Here is a 17,850-nt window from a genome sequence, read left to right on the forward strand (position 1 = left end):
GGTGGGTCTACCGCGGCCCCAGGGTGAGGACGCGGTCCTCTCCGGCGCGCAGGCGGAGCGTCCGCGCCCCGGAGGGAGTCCTGAGTTCGACGCGTGCGGTGCGGGTGGGGCGGACGACGGCCGTACGGCGGCCGGGGGCCCAGTCGAGGTCGACCTCGGCGCCGAAGCGGGTACGGACGCCGTGCAGACGGCCCGTCGGGTACGCCGTGGGGAGCGCGGGGAAGAGGACGAGCCGTCCGGGTGTGGAGTGGACGAGCATCTCGATGAGCACGGCCGGGAGGGCGTGGGCGGCGTCCGCGTTGTAGACGTGGCGGTGCGGGTAGTGGCCGCTCATCAGGGAGGCGTGGAAGTAGTCGCCGGCCAGCACGGCGCCGAGGGCGCCCGCCACCCGCTCGCCGTCGCACAGCCGGGCCGCCACCAGGGCGTGGTGCAGATGGCCGTGCGCGGAGTCGTTCTCGGCGCCGCGCAGGGCGAGGGCGCGGCGGGCCGCCGCGGCGAGGTCCGGGGTGTCGCAGGGGTTGATCTCATCCAGCGGCCACACCCCGTAGAGGTGGCTGAGGTGCCGGTGGTCGTAGCTGTCCCGCAGCCCCTCGTGGGCCCATTCCGCCAGCGCGCCCTCGGCATTGATGTGGTGGGGAGGCAGCCGCCGGGCGAGCGCGCGGTACCGCTCGGCGTCGGGCCCGGGGTGGTAGTCGGCGGCCGTGAGCAGGGCGTGGCGGGCCGCCGAGAGGTCCATGGCGGCGTTGACGGTGACCGGACCGGAGTTCGCGGGACGGTTCTCCGGCGAGTAGGACGGCACGACGACGAGCCGGCCCTCCTCGTCGGTACGGGTGAGGAAGTCCTCGTAGAACGCCGCGACTTCGGCGAGGGCGGCGGCCAGCCGAGGGTCGCGTTCGCCGCGGGTCTCGTCGTGGTCCACGAGGGGCTTCAGCAGCCAGTCGGCGCCGGCCGTCCACACGTGCAGCGGATGGGCGCGGCTGAAGTGGCAGAGGTGCCCGGACTCCCCGTCGGTGTGGGCGGGGGCGACGACACCGCGGGTGCCGAGGATCGCGCGGGCGTTGTCGCGCCAGTCCGCCCACTGGCCGTGCACCAGCGCCGCGTGGGCCTCGGTGACCTCGGGCAGCGCTGCCGCGGCGGCGGAGGCGGTCTGGAGGTTCAGGTTGGCGTCGGTCGTGAACGCCCCCGACCAGGCCGTGTCCCACTCTCCGGTCCACAGCCCGGTCAGCCGCGGCGGCAGCATGCCCGAGGCGGACAGCAGGTGGTACCGGCCGGCCGCGAAGAGCCGTTCGGCGAGCGCGGGACTTCCGGGCCGGCGCAGCAACTCCGAACCGGGCAGCGCGCGTTCGGCCGGGTCGGCCCCCAGGTCAAGGCCCACGCGCAGGTAGGCGGTGCGGTGCGGGTCGGTGTGCCGCTCCAGCAGGCACCGGTACGCGTCCTCCTCGCCGTCCGGGAGCAGGCCGCGCAGGGCGCGGGCCTCGTCGAGCACGTCCAGCTCCCCCGGGTGCCGCCGTACCCGCGTGAGCAGGAGGACCGCGCGGGCCCCGGTGACCCGGACGCCGGGCGGCGCGGTCACGGTCCGCCCGCCGGTGACCACCACGAGGGTCACGCCCGTGTAGGCCCACTCGCTCTTGGGGTAGCGGGCCCGCAGGGTGAGGAGCGCGCCCTCGGGGGTCAGGACGGCGCCGTGTCCCACCCCGAGGTCCCGCGGGGCGCCCGGCAGCCGGTGGTCGAGCGTGACGTCGGCGGTGAGGCCCGGCCCGCGCACGTACTGCACGATCACGTCGTCGGCGCGGGAGACGAAGACGTCGGTGCGCCGGCCGTCGCACTCGGTGCGCACGACGCCGGTGGTGAAGTCGACCTCCCGCCGGTAGGAGGTCCACGGGGCGCCGGGCCCACGCAGCCGTACCTGGAAGGCGGGGTGGAAGGGCCGCACCCACCGGAGCGGCCGGCCGTCGGTGAAGTCGTCGCCCGCGGTGGTGTCCCCGGCGAGCAGGCGGTCCTGGAGCCCGGGAAGGGCCGCGGCCAGCGCGGGCGGCCGGGTGTGCTCGTCGCCGTTCGGCCGGACCAGGCGGTGGTGGTTGACGACGATCCGCTCGTCGTCCGGGGCGCCGGACACCATGACGCCGTGCCGTCCGTTGCCGCTCAGGAAGGCGTCCTCCCAGCGGGCGGCGGGCGCCGGCTCCCAGGTGCCGTGCACGGGCTCACTCATCGGCCGTCTCCAGCACGGCCACGCCGTAGCGGCCCAGTTCCACGGCGTCCGTGACGCGCTCGCCGGTGAGCAGGTCGCGGTGGCGGCCGGGGACGGGCACGGTGACCGCGTCCCGTCCGTGGTGGAGCAGGAACAGCAGCCCGCCGCGCCGTACGGCCTCGACCCGGTCGGGGAGCGCGTCGAGCGGCGGCCGGACCCCCGCGTCGGCGGCGATCCCGGTCAGCAGGCCGCGCAGCGCCGCGGGTTCGGGGAGCGTGGAGAAGTACCAGGCGCGGCCCTTGCGCAGCACGGCCGGGAGCCCGTCCAGTTCGCCGCCCCGGTACGGCGTGACGCCGTCGGCGTCGGCCGCCTCGATCTCCTCGGACCACAGGGTGCCGCGGAAGCCCTCGACGCCGACGTGCTCACCGGCGTCCAGCGGCCACCACTCGTGCAGGGTGCGGATGCCGAAGAGGTCGCGCAGCCGGGCGTCCATGCCGCCGGGGCGCACCCGGTCGTCCTCGTCCGCGACGCCGGTCAGGAAGCCTGAGACGAGGGTGCCGCCGTCCCGTACGTATGCCACGAGGTTGTCGGCCGCGGCGTCCGTCAGCAGGTGGAGCTGGGGGACGACGACGAGTCGGTACGCGGACAGGTCGTGCTCGGGGTGGGCGAAGGCCACCGTGGTGTGCGCCTCCCACAGGGCGCGGTGCCAGGCGCGGACGACCGCCGGGTGGTCGACCTCGGTGGAGAGCCGGCCGTCCTGGAGGCCCGCCCACCAGGCGTGCCAGTCCAGCAGGAGCGCGACGTCGGCTCCCTCCACCCGGGTGCCGGCCACCCGCTCGCCCAGCCGGGCCAGTTCCGCCCCGATCCGCTTGACCTCCTGGAAGGTGCGGCCCTGCTCACCCGCGTGACCGAGCATGCCGGAGTGGAACTTCTCGGCGCCCTGCCGGGACTGCCGCCACTGGAAGTAGCAGACGGCGTCGGCGCCGCGGGCCACGGCCTGGAGGGACCACAGGCGGTTCAGGCCTTGCGGCTTGGGGTGGTTCACTCCGCGCCAGTTGACCGGTCCCGCGGCCTGCTCCATGACCATCCAGGGGCCGCCGCGGGCCTGCGAGCGGGTCATGTCGTGGATCAGCGCGGAGTACTGGCCTCCGTCGGGGTCGCGGGGGTCGGGGTAGACGTCGACGGAGACGACGTCCTCCTCGGCCGCCCACGCCCAGGCGTCCTGCCCCTGCCAGAAGGGCATGAAGTTGGTGGTGACCGGGATGTGCGGGGTGTGCCGGGCGACGATGTCGCGTTCGGCGAGGTAGCACTCCAGGAGCGCGTCGGAGGTGAAGCGCCGGAAGTCGAGCATCTGGGTGGGGTTGTTCATGTACTGGGCGCGGCGCGGCGGGATGATCTCGTCCCAGGTGTCGTAGCGCTGGCTCCAGAAGGCGGTGCCCCAGGCCGTGTTGAGGGCGTCGAGTGTCCCGTACCGGCGTCGCAGCCAGTCGCGGAAGGCGCGGGCGGCCTCGTCGCCCCAGTCGTGGGTGCAGTACTCGTTGTTGATGTGCCACATGGTGAGGGCGGGGTGGCCGCCGTAGCGGGCGGCGAGGTCCTCGGTGATGGCGGCGGCGTACCGGCGGTAGACGGGGCTGGAGTGCGAGAACTGCTGGCGCGAGCCCCACCAGACGGTCTGCCCGTTCTCGTCGCGCGGCAGCGTCTCGGGGTGCAGCCTGCCCATCCACGGGGGCGGGGCGGCGGTCGGGGTGGCGAGGACGACACCGACGCCGTTCCCGTGCAGCAGGTCCATCAGCCGGTCGAGCCAGCCGAACTCCCGCGCGCCGGGCCGGGGTTCGAGCCGGGCCCAGGAGAAGACGCCCACGGTGACGGAGTTGACGCCGGCGTCCTTCATGAGCCGTACGTCCTCCTGCCACGTCTCCTCGGGCCACTGCTCGGGGTTGTAGTCGCCGCCGAAGAGGAGGCGGCCGCGGGTGGCGTCGTCGAGGGCGGGCATCAGGCCGGGTCCCCGTACTGGATGCCCCGGCCGTTGGTGCCGAGGTAGACGCGGCCGTGGATGCGGGGGTCGCCGGTGACGACCTCGCCGGTCCAGCCCCACCGGTGGGCGTCGTCGTCGATGCGCACCCAGGTCCTCGCCTCGTCGTCGGACCGCAGGACGGCGGTGACCGTCCCCGTCGAGCCGACCTGGTAGAGCGCGGGATAGCCGGCGCCCCGGGCCGCACGGCCGAAGCCGAGCGTGTACGAGGACCGGCAGCTGCCGACCCTGGCGAAGCCCGCGCCCCCGTCGGTGGACCGGTGCAGGCCCTCGCCCTTGGCGGAGAGCCACAGGTCGCCGGTCCTTCCCGGGGCCGCGGCCAGCCTGAACTGGCTGTCGCCGAGGGGAAGTCCGTCCGCGCGGGCCGCGAAGGAGGCGCCGCCGTCGGTGCTGGCGTACAGCGTCCCGGTGCCGGTGTCGTACGCGTAGAACAGCGCCGGGTCGACCGGGTCGGCGACCGGCGTCGCGCCCTTGGGGAAGGAGGTGACCTCGGTCCAGGTCGCGCCGCCGTCCACCGAGCGGTGGGCGGCGTACCTCGTGCCGTCCCAGTGCACGAACGACCACAGCAGGACCGAACCGTCCGCGCCGGCGGCGATCGGACCCGGCGCGTCCTTCGCGACGGCCGGCTGGGCGGCGAAGGGCGTCCAGGTGCGCCCGCCGTCGTGCGAGTACGCGCCGTTGCCGTGGTCGCCCCAGCCGGTGCGGACGACGTACGACGGTCTGGCCGCGGCCTGCGCGAGGCCGGTCGCCGAGCCGAAGACGGGGTTCGCGGCCATCCCCTGCGGCGGGGAGGCGGTCAGCCGCTCGTGGTACATCACACCGATGTCCCCGAGGCCGCTGATCAGGTGCGCCGGGCCGGCCGGGGGCGAGATCAGCAGGCGTACGGCCGTCTCCTCCAGGCCGCGGATCCACGGCGACCAGTGGGTGAGGTCGCGGGTGCCGTAGACGGTCGCGCCGGTCCCGTATGCGATGTGCCGCGAGTCGTGGGGGTCGACGGCGACCGTCTGGATCCACCAGCCGAACTTGGGCTTCTCCTCACCCCAGTTGAGATAGGGGGTCTCGGTGACGTCGAGGACGGCGGTGTCCTTGAGGGACGTCCAGGTGCGGCCGCCGTCGGTGGTGCGGAAGAGGGTGTCGACGGCCGCCCAGCGGTTGTTGGTGGAGACGACGGCGGTGCCGGGGCGGCGCGCATCGACGGCCACCCCGCCGTAGCCGAAGGTGTCGGCCGGTTCTCCTCCCCCGCCGCCGGACGGCCGTACGGGTGTGACGTCGGTCCAGGTCCCGTGCGCGGTGCGCAGCTTGTGCACGCTGCCGTCGCTCTGGCCGTTGGGCCCGGGTGCGTCGGCGTAGGTGACGTACAGCTCGCGGGTGTGCGCGTCGTACGCGGCGCGGACCGGGACCTTGGCCGAGGTGCCGGAGGGCTGTCCCGGGACGGCCTCCCAGGTGGTGCCGTCGGCCGTGCGGTACAGGTTCGCCGAGCCGGCGGTGCCGTCGCCGTCGCCCCAGCCCGCGTAGAGGGTGCGGCCGGCCGCGACGATCAGGGTGACGCCCTGACCGGTGGCGCTCGCCTCGGCGGGAAAGGCTTTCACGGGTGCCCAACTGGCACCGCGGTCGGTCGACTTGAGGAGTCCGTCGTGGCGGGTGCCGAGCCAGAGGGTGTCGCTGTCGCGCGGGTCGACGAGGAGCCGCTCGCCCGCGCCGCGACCGTCCTCGTTGGCGCCGAGCCGGACGTCGAGGCCGGTGCGGGTCCAGGTGGCGCCGCGGTCCTCGGAGCGCAGGACGGCACCGGGTCCGGCCCATGACTGGGCGTACGTGCCGAGCGCCAGGTAGAGCCGGTCCGGGTGCGCGGCGTCGACGGCGACGGCCTCGACGCCGAGGAGGTTCCAGCCGTCCCAGCCGAGGTGGTCGGTGAGCGGGGTCCAGCGGGCGGTGCGCTGCTCCCAGCGGTAGGCGCCGCCGATGTCCGTGCGGGCGTAGGCGAGGCCGCGCACGGTGGGGTGGAAGAGGACTCCGGTGACGAAACCGGTGCCGCCGATGACGACGTTGCGCCAGCGGTAGGGGGCCGCCCCTGCTTCTCGTGCCTGGGCCGCGAGGGCGGGGGCGCCGGGGACGGCGGTGAGGGCTGCGGCGGCGGTCCCGGCGAGCACGGTCCGCCGGCTCGGGTGTGACGTAGGCATGACATACCTCGTTCCTGGGGAGCGTGGGGAGGGGGTCCGTCGGGGCGCGGGGTGCCCGGCGGTGGTCCGGGCGCACGGCCGCGCACCAGGGAGCGGGACGGGGCGGGCGCGCGTCAGCCCTTCACGGCGCCGGTGAGCATGCCCTTCTTGAAGTGCCGTTGGACGAAGGGCGAGAGCACGGCGACCGGGAGCAGCGCCAGCACCATGACCGCCATCTGGACGGCCAGCGCGGACAGTTCGCCCGTCTTGATGGCCTGCCCCATCCCGACCGGCGGCTCCTGCTTCTGGACGAGCTGGATCATGACGTTCTGCAGCGGCATCATGTCCTGGTCGCTCAGGTAGATCGAGGCGTTGAACCAGGCGCTCCAGTAGCCGACGGCGTAGAAGAGCGTGATCACCGCGATGACCGCGCGGGACAGCGGCACCACGATCCCCCACAGGATCCGCCAGTCCCCCGCGCCGTCGATCCGCGCGCTGTCGACGAGTTCCTGCGAGATGCCCATGAAGAAGCCGCGCAGCACGAGGATGTTGAAGACGCTGACCGCGCTCGGCAGGATCAGCGCGAGGTAGGTGTCCGTCAGGCCCAGCGACTGCACGAGCAGGTACGTGGGGATGAGTCCGGCGCCGAAGAACATCGTGGCGAGCAGGGTCATGAGGAACCAGCGGTGCCCGACCGACCCGATCCGGGAGAGCCCGTACGCGGCGAGGACGGACACCGTCATGGAGAACAGCGTGCCGACGAGCGTGACACCCAGGCTGACGAGGGTGGCCCGGGTGACCTGGCCGCCGCTCAGCAGTTCCTGGTACGCGATGAAGGTGACGCCCTTGGGGACCACCACCAGACCGCCCGCCTCGGTGACGGTCTCCTTCGAGGACAGGCTGGTGACGACGACGATCCACAGCGGGAACAGGACGGCCAGGCAGGCGCCGGCCAGCACGATGGCCTTGCCCGCGAGTCCGGCCCGGCCGGGCGGCTCCTCCCAGACGGGCCTCGACGGCGCGGCCCAGCGGCCGGGGGCCTTCGGTCGGGGCCCGGTCACGGCGCTCACTTCTTGTACACCCCCTGCTCGCCCATGAGATGGGCCACCTTGTTCGCGGCGAGGACCAGCCCGAGGCTGACCACGCCCTTGATCAGACCGGCCGCGGCCGCGTAGCTGAAGTCCTGGTTGCGGACGCCGTTCCACCACACGTAGGTGTCGAGGACCTCGGAGGCGCCGGGGCCCACCGCGTCCCGTTGCAGCAGGATCTGCTCGAAGCCGACCGTGAGCGCGTCACCGACCCGCAGCACCAGCAGCAGGGCGATCACCGGGCGCAGGGCGGGCAGCGTGACGTGCCACAGGCGGCGCAGGCGCCCGGCGCCGTCCATCGCCGAGGCCTCGTACAGGTCCGGGCTCACCGAGGCCAGCGCGGCGAGGAAGACGATGACGCCCCAACCGGCGTCCTTCCACACGCCCTCCGCCGTCACCAGGAACTTGAAGATCCCCGGGTCCGTCATCAGGTCGAAGCCCTCGTACCCGTGCCGGCGCAGGGTCTGCGCGATGATGCCGGCCCCGCCGAAGATCTGCTGGAACACGGTGATGACCAGCACCCAGGAGAAGAAGTGCGGCAGGTACAGGATCGCCTGCGACACCGCCCGCACCCGGGGCCTGATCACGCTGTTGACGAGCAGCGCGAGCGCGATGGGGACGGGGAAGAACAGCACGAGCTGGAGCACGAACAGGACGAGGGTGTTCCGCACGGCGTCCCAGAACGCGGAGTCCTCGAAGATCCGGGTGAACTGCTCGAAGCCCACCCACGGGCTGTGGAAGACGGCGACGAAGCCGTTGTCGCCGACGTACGGGTCGTACTCCTGGAAGGCGACGACGTTGCCGAGGATCGGTACGTAGTTGAAGACCAGGACGAGCAGGATGGCCGGCAGCGTCATCAGGATCAGGGTGCGGTCCCGCCGCAGACGGGTGCGGAGGGAGCCGTACCTCGGGACGCGGGCGGCCCCGGGGGCCCGGCCGGCCGTGGCGGCCCTCGCGCGGCCGGCGGACGGCTCGTCGGTGTCCGTCTCCGACGACGCGGCCGTACGGGCGGGGCCCGGTGCGGTGCTGTGTGCCACCTCGTCACCCCTGTGCGGAGCCGGTGTCGTCCAGCAGCTTGCGGTACCAGTCCCGCAGCTTGTCGCCGCCCTGGCTCTTCCAGTCCGACACGGCCTGCTGCATGTCACCGGTCTTCCTGCGGCCGCGGACGATGTCGTCCTCCAACTGCTCGAAGTCGTTCGAGAGGTTGGTGTAGCGGGCCGGCTCGGTGATCTGCAGGCCGTAGAAGGAGGACTTCCCTGTGAAGGCGCCCATCCGCTGCTGCCACCGCACCTGTTCCTCCGCGATGTCGGGGAAGTCGGGGTGCGCGATGGTCGGGGCGGGACTCGCCAGCATCACGTACGCGTTCAGGACCTCCTGGTTGCCCTTGTCGTTCTTGACGGGCATACCGTCCCGGACGGTGTAGTGCGTGCCCTCCACCCCGTAGTTCGTGAGCATGTACTCCTTGGTGCCGTACGGGGCGGCGGAGACGTTCGCGGCGGCCAGCACGTCGTGGATCACGGCCTTGGACGCCTTCTTGTTGACGAAGGCGAAGATGCCGGCGGGCGACCCGGCCCAGAGCCGGGGGTCACCCCCGTCGTGGCCGAAGATGTCCATGCCCGCGATGCGGAAGTCCTTGTTGTGGCCCGCCTGTTCGGCCGTCTTGCCCCACCAGTCCGAGATGTTCTGGTTGTACACCAGGACCTCGCCGGCGGTGAAACGCTGGCCCGCGTTGCCCTGGTTGGCCGCCCTGGCCTCCGGGTGGACGACACCGGCCGCGTACAGCTTGCGCGTCCACTCCAGCGCTTCCAGGTACTCGTCGGTCTCCACCCGGTAGACCAGCTTGCCGTCGACGAGGTTCCAGCCGAGGGGCTTCTCGCTCCCGGACAGCACGCCGAAGACGTTGAAGGCGGTCCACTTCATGTCGTCGCAGGCCCACACCTTCGCCCTGGCCCGGGTGATGTCCTTGGCCAGGGCGAGGAACTCCGCCGCGGAGGTGGGCAGTTCGTACCCCTCCTTGTCGAAGACGTCCTTGCGGTAGAAGGGCACGATGCCGGTGACGGTGGGCGCGGGCTGCGGCAGACCGCGCAGCTTGCCGCCGAAGATGGAGTACTTCCAGGCGTCGCTCGGGATGGCGGCGAGGTTCGGGTACTCCTTGACCCGGTCGCCGGAGAGATAGGGCCCGAGGTCGGCGAACTTGCTGATGATGGCGCTGGGGATCTTGCCGCCCATGTTCCAGCTGGGGATCACCACGACGTCCGGCAGGTCGCTGGAGGCGAGGACGGCGCCGAGCTTCTCGTCGTACGTGTTGCCGTCCTGGTTCTGCCAGACGACGTCGGCGCCGATCCGCTCGTTCATCGCCGCGTAGTAGGCGTTGCTCCCCTTCGGCGGCGTCCCCCAGAAGGGCGACATGACCCGGACGGTGCCGCCCTTGCCCAGCTTGCGCGGTACCGAGGTCTTCAGTCCGGCCAGGGAGAGCTCGCCGGTGAAGCCGGCCGCGGAGCCGTTCTTCGAGGGGATGTCCGGCGTCACCACGTTCTGCGCCACGAAGGCGGGGAGGATCCTCCGCGCGTCCTTGCCCGAGGTCGTCCCCTCCTTGGAGCCGCCGTCGGACCCGCCGCAGGCGGCGAGCAGCGGCATCCCGCCCGTCACGGCGGTCGCGGCCACCGCCGTGGAGGCGAGGAAGCTTCTCCGGCTGGTGCCGGAGGTGGCGGAGTTCGGCGTCATTGCGTCAACCCTTCGTGGCGCACAGCAGGACACCCGGCGGGGAGCCGTCGGCTGCGGTGTCTCGAGTGGAACTGGCTGAGCTGAAGCGGTCCCTGGCGGACTACGCGCCCCAGGACGGGCTCTCGCCGCTTGTCGAAGCGCTTCGATGTTGCTGCGAGGTTAAGTGAACACCCAGGGGCGCACAAGAGCCGATCCCAACATTCCTGGGCGCCTCGCCGGACCGGCGCGGGGCATCCACGGTGCTTGAAATGCCAATAGATGTACGGTGTTTCGCGTCCACATGTCTTGACACCCGGTCTCGTCGCCCTGAGCATCGAAGCGCTTCGAAAGCGCCCCGTCGCTCCATCGCAAAGGGACCCCCACGTGACCGCACCCACGCCTTCCGCGCCGCCCTTCCGGGATACGCGGCTGCCGTTCGCGAAGCGCATCGACGACTTGCTGGCACGGCTCACGCCCGACGAACGCATCGCGTTCCTGCACCAGTTCACGCCCCCGGTGGAACGCCTCGGCGTCGCCGCCTTCCGCACCGGACAGGAGGCTCTGCACGGGGTGGCGTGGATGGGCCCGGCGACCGTGTTCCCGCAGGCCGTGGGGCTCGGCGCGACCTGGAACGAGGACCTCGTCCGCCGGGTGGGCGAGGCCGTCTCGCGGGAGGCCCGTGCCATGCGCGCCCGCGACGACCGCGTCGGCCTCAACGTCTGGTCGCCAACGGTGAATCTGCTGCGCCACCCGCTGTGGGGGCGCAACGAGGAGGGCTACTCCGAGGACCCGAGGCTCACGTCCGCCATCGCCACGGCGTACACCCGGGGCCTGCGCGGCGACCATCCCGTGTACTGGCGTACGGCCCCCGTGCTCAAGCACTGGCTGGCCCACAACAACGAGACCGACCGGGACACCTCGTCCTCGTCCGTGCGCCCACGCGTGCTGCACGAGTACGACCTGCGCGCCTTCCGCGAGACGGTGGAGGCGGGCGCGGTGGCCGGCGTGATGCCCGCGTACAACCTCGTCAACGGGCGCCCCAACCACGTCTCGCCGTACCTGCGCGAGCAGTTGCGCGCCTGGACGGACCAGGAGCTGCTGGTCTGCTCGGACGCCGGGGCGCCCTCCAACCTGGTCGACTCCGAGCACTACTTCGACACCCACGAGGAGGCGGTCGCGGCCGCGGTACGCGCCGGGGTGGACAGCTTCACCGACCACGGCACGGACAACTCGAAGACCGTCGCCCGCCTTCAGGGGGCCGTAGCCCGGGGCCTGTTGAGCGGGGCCGACATCGACGCGGCGGTCCGCAGGCAGCTCTCGGTCCGCTTCCGGCTGGGCGAGTTCGACCCGGGTTCCGATCCGTTCGCGGGCACGGACGACTTCGACACCCCGGCCCACCGCGCCCTCGCCCGGGAGGCGGCCGAGCAGGCCGTGGTCCTGCTGAAGAACGACGGACTCCTGCCGCTCGCCCACGACACCCGCGTCGCCGTCGTCGGCCTGCTCGCCGACGAGTGCAAGCTCGACTGGTACAGCGGCACCCTCCTGCACCGTTCGACACCGCTGGAGGGCCTGTACGAGCGTCTCGGCGCCGACCGGGTCGTCTTCGCCGAGGGCGTGGACCGGGTACGGCTGCGGACGTCGTCCGGGACCTACCTCGTCGTGCCCGCCGCGCCGGACGCGGCGGACGACGTGCCCGGTGCCGAGGGCGCGCTGGACCCGGCGCTCGTCGCGGGCCGCACCGACCTGTCCCCGCTCTCCGCGGACGCCCACGGCACCGAACTCGCCCTCGCCGACTGGGGCGACGGCGTGCTGACCCTGCGCGCGCCCGACGGCCGCTACCTCTCGGTCGCCGAGGACGGCTTCCTGCGCGCCTCCGCGGACCAGCCCGGCGGCTGGGTCGTCCAGGAGACGTTCCGCCTGGAACCCTCCGCGGCCCATAAACGGGGTCACCTCCTCAAGCACCTGGGGACGGGCGGACACGTCTGTGTCGCCGCCGACGGCGTGAAGGTTGCCGCACAGGACGCGGAGGTCTTCGAGGTTGAGGTGGTCGAGCGTGGCGAGGACGCGGTGGCCCGCGCCGCGGCCGCCACCGACGTGGTCGTCGTGGTCGCCGGCAACGACCCGCACATCAACGGCCGCGAGACCGAGGACCGTACGACGCTGCGCCTGCCGGCGCACCAGGAGCGGCTGCTGCGGGCGGCCCGGGCCGCGAACCCCGCCACCGTCCTCGCCCTGGTCTCCGCCTACCCGTACGCGGTGGACCCCGCGGACCTTCCCGCCGTCCTGTGGACCGCGCACGGCGGCCAGGCGGCGGGCGCCGCGCTGGCGGGGATCCTTACCGGTGACGTCTCACCCGCCGGCCGCCTCCCGCAGACCTGGTACGCCCGCGACGACGACCTGCCGGACCTCCTCGACTACGACGTGATCGGCGGCCGCCAGACCTACCTGTACTTCGAGGGCACCCCGCTGTTTCCGTTCGGGCACGGCCTGTCGTACGCGTCGTTCGCGTACACGGACCTGCGGGTGACGTCCGGGCCGGACGCGGTGCGCGTCTCCTTTACCGTCACCAACACCGGCGCGGTGACGGCCGACGAGGTCGCCCAGCTCTACGTCCGCGCCGTCGCCCCGTCCGTGCCCCGCCCCCGCCGCGAGCTGGCCGGACACCGCCGCGTCCGCCTGGACCCCGGCGCCTCGGCCGGCCTCTCCTTCGAACTGCCGCTGTCCGTCTTCGAGTTCTGGGACGTGGCGCACGGCCGGTGGCGCCTGGAGCCGGGCACGTACGAGATCCTGGCGGGCGCGTCCAGCGAGGACGTCCGGCTCCGCGCGAGGGTCGGCCTCGACGGTGAGCCTGCCGGACCGCGCCCGGTCCGCGAACGCGGCCTGGAGGCAGCGGACTTCGACGAACACCGCGGCACCCGGATCGTCGACGCCACCAGGACGGCGGGGGACGCCGTGACGCCGCTCGACGACGGCCCGGGCGAACTGGTCTACCGGGCCTGCGACTTCGGGACCGGCGTCACCGGCGTCACCGCGGAGGTGGCGGGCGAGGGAGTAGTGGAGATCTCCCTGGACGACGGCCCGGCCCTCGCCTCCCTCACACTGCGCCCGACGAAGGGCCCGTACGACTACACCACCGTGGACGCCGCCTTCCACGTCACCGGCGTGCACGACGTCCACGTCACCCTGCGCGGCCCTCTATGGCTCGCGCGAGTCGGTTTCGGCGGCTGAGGGCGGGGGGCCTGCGCGGGGCCCGCCTCAGCTCGTGAAGGTGAAGTACTTCCACGCGCCGTACGTCGTCGAGTTCACGGTGTCGCCCGACGAGTCGTTGATGTACGAGGAGCGGACGCGCATCCGCTGGCCCGTCTGGTGCTCGCCGGTCAGCTCCACCTTGGAGACGCCCGCGGAGTCCAGCGTGAAGTACTTCGAACCACTGCCGTACCAGCTGCCGTTGTAGTAGACCTCGAACTGCTGGCGCTGCTTGCGGCCCGGGTAGGCCGTCATCGTGTTGGTGAACAGCGGGTTCTTGGTCTTCTTGAAGTAGTAGTAGGTGTGGCCCGACGTGTACGCCGTCTTGTAGTGGCCGCTCACCGACGTCGACACCTTGACCTTTGCTCCTACCGTGCTGGTCACCGTCTTCGGCGCGGAGCGGGCGTCACCCGCGAACTTCGCCGTGACCTTGGTGTCCCGCATCAGGTCCAGGACGACGGACAGGTTCCCACTGGAGTTGACCGTGCCGGACTTCACCAGCGCGTTCGGCTTGTCCGAGCCGTAAGGGTCGGCCCAGATCTCCACCTTGCGGTTCTTGTATGTCGTGCCGAGGTGCGCGGTGAAGCCGACGTCGGCGCCGTAGGAGTAGACCTTGCCGTTGTTGTTCAGCGTCAGAGTCGTCGAGGTGCGCGACACCTCGACGGTGTCCGAGCCGGTGCCGGAGGCGTGCCCGGCGTCGCCGGCGTACGTCAGCGTGTACGTGACCTTGCCACCGGCGGGCGGGGTGTCCACGAAGGAGTAGGTGCCGTCCGCCTTGACGGTCACCGTGGCCAGCGCCTTGCCGCTCGGCGACTCCAGGTCGGTGCGGTTCGCCGTCAGCTTGATGCCGACGGGCAGCGCCACCCTCGAGGAGACCTTGCCCTTGACGGTGAGCTGCTTGGCACGGGTCGCGGTGGCCGGGGCGTCCACGGTGATGGAGGTGGCCGGCGTGGTGGGCGCCTCCAGGACCCGCAGGGAGTAGGTGCCGGAGAAGTTGGATGTGATCGCGAACAGCCGTGAGCCGTCCGGTGCCCAGGCCAGGCCCGCGGCGGCGAGTTCGTCTTTGCCGGTGACGGTGGGGTCGGTGTCCGGGAAGTCGTACTCGCGGATGGATTTGGTGGCGCCGGGCTCGTAGATGTAGACGTCGGGCTCGTAGGGCCCGCTGACGCCTGCTGCGACGGCGCCGTCGGGTGCGATGGCGATCGCGTTCGGGCTGGAGTCGCTGGTGTAGGAGCCGTCCTCGGTGAGGTCGGACGTCCGCAGCACCTGGTGGTGGTAGGGCGCGCCGCTGGCCACGACGACGTGTCGGCCGTCCGGGGTGACCTGGAGGTCCCCGAGGTTGCCGCCGGTGCCGTTGGTGAAGACGGTGCGGGTGGGCGTGCCCGAGGAGACGTCGTAGGAGGCCAGCGACACCGGACTCCCGCCGATCGCGGCCGCGATCACGGTGCTGGAGCCGGGTGCGGCGTCCAGCATCGGCGCGAGGTACCAGACGCGGCCCTCCTGCGCGAGCGTGACCACGGGCTGCTGGCCGGACAAGTCGACCGAGCCGATGTTGCCCTCGCCGGGCCCGCCGTAGCCGAACCACAGTCTGCCGCCCGCCAGGGCGACGCTCAGCGGGTTGTCGCCCACTGGGTAGCGGGCGGTCTCGACGACGGCCGCGGTGTCGAACGCGGCGATCACGTCGGCGTCCCGCACGGCCGCGTAGAGCGTGCCGGAGTCGGCGGACAGTTCCAGACCCACGACACCTGGCAGATCCGTCAGTTGACGGACCACGTTCCCGGTGTAGTCGGTGACGACGATCTTGCCGTTGCTCGGGTCGCTGACGAAAACGCGCTGGTGGACGCCGTCGACCACGATGTCGGCGGTCCGCTCCACCGGCAGGCTCGCGGTGGTGTCCGCGTCCGCCGGCGTGGCGGTCAGAACCACCGAGCTGAAGAGGACCGCCAATGTGGTGGCGGTTGTGAGGGTGCGTATACGCACTGCCGGTTCGAACCCCCCGGAACGAATGAGGATGCCTGGACGCCCTGCCATGTGTGGGAACCGGGGGGCGCGTGTGGCCAGTGAGCGAAGATTAGGCCATGCCCTTGGCATAGTCACCACAAGGACCACCGGTTGTCGGCCGTCGTCCGGTCAACCGACGGCGCCCGCGCCGCGAGGTCTCGGTGTCCAGGTCCACCGACTGAAGAATGGGGCCGCCGTCGTACGACGGCGGCCGGAACCCCCGCACAGTGGGTTCCGGCCGCCGGTTTCGCGCGTCCTTACAGGGCGAGGCCCGTCAGGACCAGTACGCGCTCGTAGGTGTAGTCCTCCATCGCGAACCGCACGCCCTCGCGGCCGACGCCGGACTGCTTCACACCGCCGTACGGCATCTGGTCGGCGCGGTAGGAGGGCACGTCGCCGACCACGACGCCGCCGACCTCCAACGCCCGGTGGGCACGGAAGGCGGTCTGCAGGTCGTGGGTGAACACACCTGCCTGGAGGCCGTACTTGGAGTCGTTGACGGCGGCGAAGGCCTCGGCCTCGCCGGTCACCCGCTGCACGGTGAGGACCGGTCCGAAGACCTCCTCGCAGGAGAGGGTGGCGTCCGCAGGGACGTCGGCGAGGACGGTCGGCGCGTAGGAGGCGCCTTCGCGCTTGCCGCCGGTGAGGAGCGTGGCGCCGGAGGCGACGGCCTCGTCGACCCAGGACTCGACGCGGCGGGCGGCGTCCTCGCTGACCAGCGGGCCGACGTCGGTCCGGTCGTCCGAGGGGTCGCCGGTGACCTGGGCCTCGACGGCGGCGACGATACGCGGCAGCAGCCGCTCGTACACCGAGGCGTCGGCGATGACCCGCTGCACCGAGATGCAGGACTGGCCGCCCTGGTAGTTGGAGAAGGTGGCGATACGGGTCGCCGCCCAGTCCAGGTCCTCGTCGCTCGCGAAGTCGGCGAGGACGACGGCCGCGCCGTTGCCGCCGAGCTCCAGCGTGCAGTGCTTGCGCGGCACCGAGTCCATGATCGCGTAACCGACCTTCTCGGAGCCGGTGAACGAGATGACGGGCAGCCGCTCGTCCTGCACCAGCGCGGGCATGCGGTCGTTGGAGACCGGCAGGATGCTCCACGAGCCGGCGGGCAGCTCGGTCTCGGCGAGCAGGTCGCCGATGATCAGGCCGGACAGCGGGGTCGCGGGCGCGGGCTTCAGGATGATCGGGGCGCCGGCCGCGATCGCCGGGGCGACCTTGTGGGCGCACAGGTTCAGCGGGAAGTTGAACGGCGCGATGCCGAGGACGACGCCCTTCGGGAAGCGCCGGGTCAGCGCGAGGCGGCCCTGGCCGCCGGCGTCGGTGTCGAGGCGCTGGGCCTCGCCGCCGTTGAACCGCCGGGCCTCCTCGGCGGCGAACCGGAACACGGACACCGCGCGGCCGACCTCGCCGCGGGCCCACTTGATGGGCTTGCCGTTCTCGGCGGAGATGAGGCGCGCGATCTCCTCGGTGCGTTCGGCGAGCCGCTTGCTGACGTGGTCGAGGGCGGCGGCGCGGACGTGCGCGGGGGTCGCCGCGAACTCGTCGCGTACGGCGTGGGCGGCGGCGACCGCCTCCTCGACCTGGGCCTCGGTCGGCACGCTGACCTTCCCGACCAGCTGCCCGTCCCAGGGCGACGTGACGTCGAAGGTGGTCTCGCCGGTGGCCTGGCGGCCGGCGAGCCAGAAGGCGTGGGTGGAAGTCATTGTCGAGTCCCGGCCCTTCCGAGGTTGGTGTGTCCGTGTCTTACGGCCCCCACGGTAGGGCCCGCCGGACGCCCTGGCGCTTGTCCACCCCGTAGCACTCCCCTCCCACCCCACTCCGCAACGGCCAACCCACCCCGTCGCGGCCCCCGGGCCCCCGGTGCCTTCCCTCCCCCCGGCTACGTCAGCCCCCTGGGCTGCGACTGAGGCCGGAACCCGTGAGTGGTCCCACTTCCCCTCACCTACACCGGCACCCGGTGCCGCAGCCAAGGTCGAGGCAGGACGGCGAACCCGGCGCCAACGGGGAGCCGCCTGCGCCCACCCGTGCCGCCCCAGCGGCACGATTGCCCGCAGCTGCGGCGGGCGGCCCCCGCCGCACGCCTGTCCGCAGCTGGAGCGGGCGGCCCGCCGGCGCCAGCCGGGTGAGTGGGCGCCACCCCTCGCCGCACGCCCGACCGCAGCTGGAGTGGGCGGTCCGCCGGCGCCAGCCGGGGTGGGTGGGCGGTCCACCGGCACCAGCCGGGTGAGTGGGCGCCGCCCCCCGCCGCACGCCCGACCGCAGCCAGGTGGGCGTCGCCCACCGGCCCCGCACCGGAGCCACCGGACCCGCGCCCCCCGCGGCTCAGCCCCCACGACCCGCAGCCGCCATCCGACCGAAGGGGCCGTGCCGCAGGTGGGCGTCGCCCACCGGCCCCGCACCGGAGCCACCAGGCCCCAGCCCCCCGGGGCTCAGCCC

9 protein-coding genes are annotated in these 17,850 nt (G+C 72.6%); 1 reads left to right on the forward strand and 8 read right to left on the reverse strand.

The features are described from left to right. Positions 1–7: 7 nt before the first annotated feature. From ACZ4VA_RS34645 to ACZ4VA_RS34670, 6 genes are all read right to left on the reverse strand, one after another. Positions 8–2,209 (reverse strand): glycosyl hydrolase family 95 catalytic domain-containing protein, encoded by a 2,202-nt coding sequence (locus ACZ4VA_RS34645; RefSeq protein WP_468083935.1) that lies wholly within the window; start codon positions 2,207–2,209, stop codon positions 8–10. Further along, positions 2,202–4,181: a beta-galactosidase gene (locus ACZ4VA_RS34650; protein WP_468083937.1), complete on the reverse strand. Its 1,980-nt coding sequence runs from the start codon at positions 4,179–4,181 to the stop codon at positions 2,202–2,204. The genes ACZ4VA_RS34645 and ACZ4VA_RS34650 overlap by 8 nt, the downstream gene beginning before the upstream one ends. Continuing rightward, positions 4,181–6,397: a 1,4-beta-glucanase gene (locus ACZ4VA_RS34655; RefSeq protein ID WP_468083938.1), complete on the reverse strand. Its 2,217-nt coding sequence runs from the start codon at positions 6,395–6,397 to the stop codon at positions 4,181–4,183. Before ACZ4VA_RS34655 ends, ACZ4VA_RS34650 begins: the two co-directional genes overlap by 1 nt. Positions 6,398–6,510: 113 nt before the next feature. After that, positions 6,511–7,446 carry a carbohydrate ABC transporter permease gene (locus tag ACZ4VA_RS34660; protein WP_355784953.1) on the reverse strand — a complete coding sequence of 312 codons (936 nt, stop codon included), beginning with the start codon at positions 7,444–7,446 and terminating at the stop codon, positions 6,511–6,513. After that, positions 7,443–8,501: an ABC transporter permease gene (locus tag ACZ4VA_RS34665; RefSeq protein ID WP_468083940.1), complete on the reverse strand. Its 1,059-nt coding sequence runs from the start codon at positions 8,499–8,501 to the stop codon at positions 7,443–7,445. Before ACZ4VA_RS34665 ends, ACZ4VA_RS34660 begins: the two co-directional genes overlap by 4 nt. 4 nt (positions 8,502–8,505) lie before the next feature. Further along, positions 8,506–10,188, reverse strand: a complete 1,683-nt coding sequence (locus ACZ4VA_RS34670; RefSeq protein ID WP_452924844.1) for an extracellular solute-binding protein — start codon at positions 10,186–10,188, stop codon at positions 8,506–8,508. A 363-nt stretch (positions 10,189–10,551) separates the two neighbouring features. On the opposite strand from ACZ4VA_RS34670, the gene ACZ4VA_RS34675 reads away from it, so the two are divergent. Continuing rightward, positions 10,552–13,395 (forward strand): glycoside hydrolase family 3 C-terminal domain-containing protein, encoded by a 2,844-nt coding sequence (locus ACZ4VA_RS34675; protein ID WP_468083942.1) that lies wholly within the window; start codon positions 10,552–10,554, stop codon positions 13,393–13,395. Between the two features lie 27 nt (positions 13,396–13,422). On the opposite strand, the gene ACZ4VA_RS34680 is transcribed toward ACZ4VA_RS34675, so the two are convergent. Both ACZ4VA_RS34680 and ACZ4VA_RS34685 read right to left on the reverse strand, forming a co-directional pair. Beyond that, positions 13,423–15,444, reverse strand: coding sequence for an Ig-like domain repeat protein (locus ACZ4VA_RS34680; RefSeq protein WP_468083944.1), 2,022 nt, complete (start codon positions 15,442–15,444; stop codon positions 13,423–13,425). A 227-nt stretch (positions 15,445–15,671) separates the two neighbouring features. Then, positions 15,672–17,117 (reverse strand): aldehyde dehydrogenase family protein, encoded by a 1,446-nt coding sequence (locus tag ACZ4VA_RS34685; RefSeq protein ID WP_355794873.1) that lies wholly within the window; start codon positions 17,115–17,117, stop codon positions 15,672–15,674. Positions 17,118–17,850: the final 733 nt, after the last annotated feature.

The sequence above is a fragment of the Streptomyces sp. NPDC028308 genome (assembly GCF_055565855.1).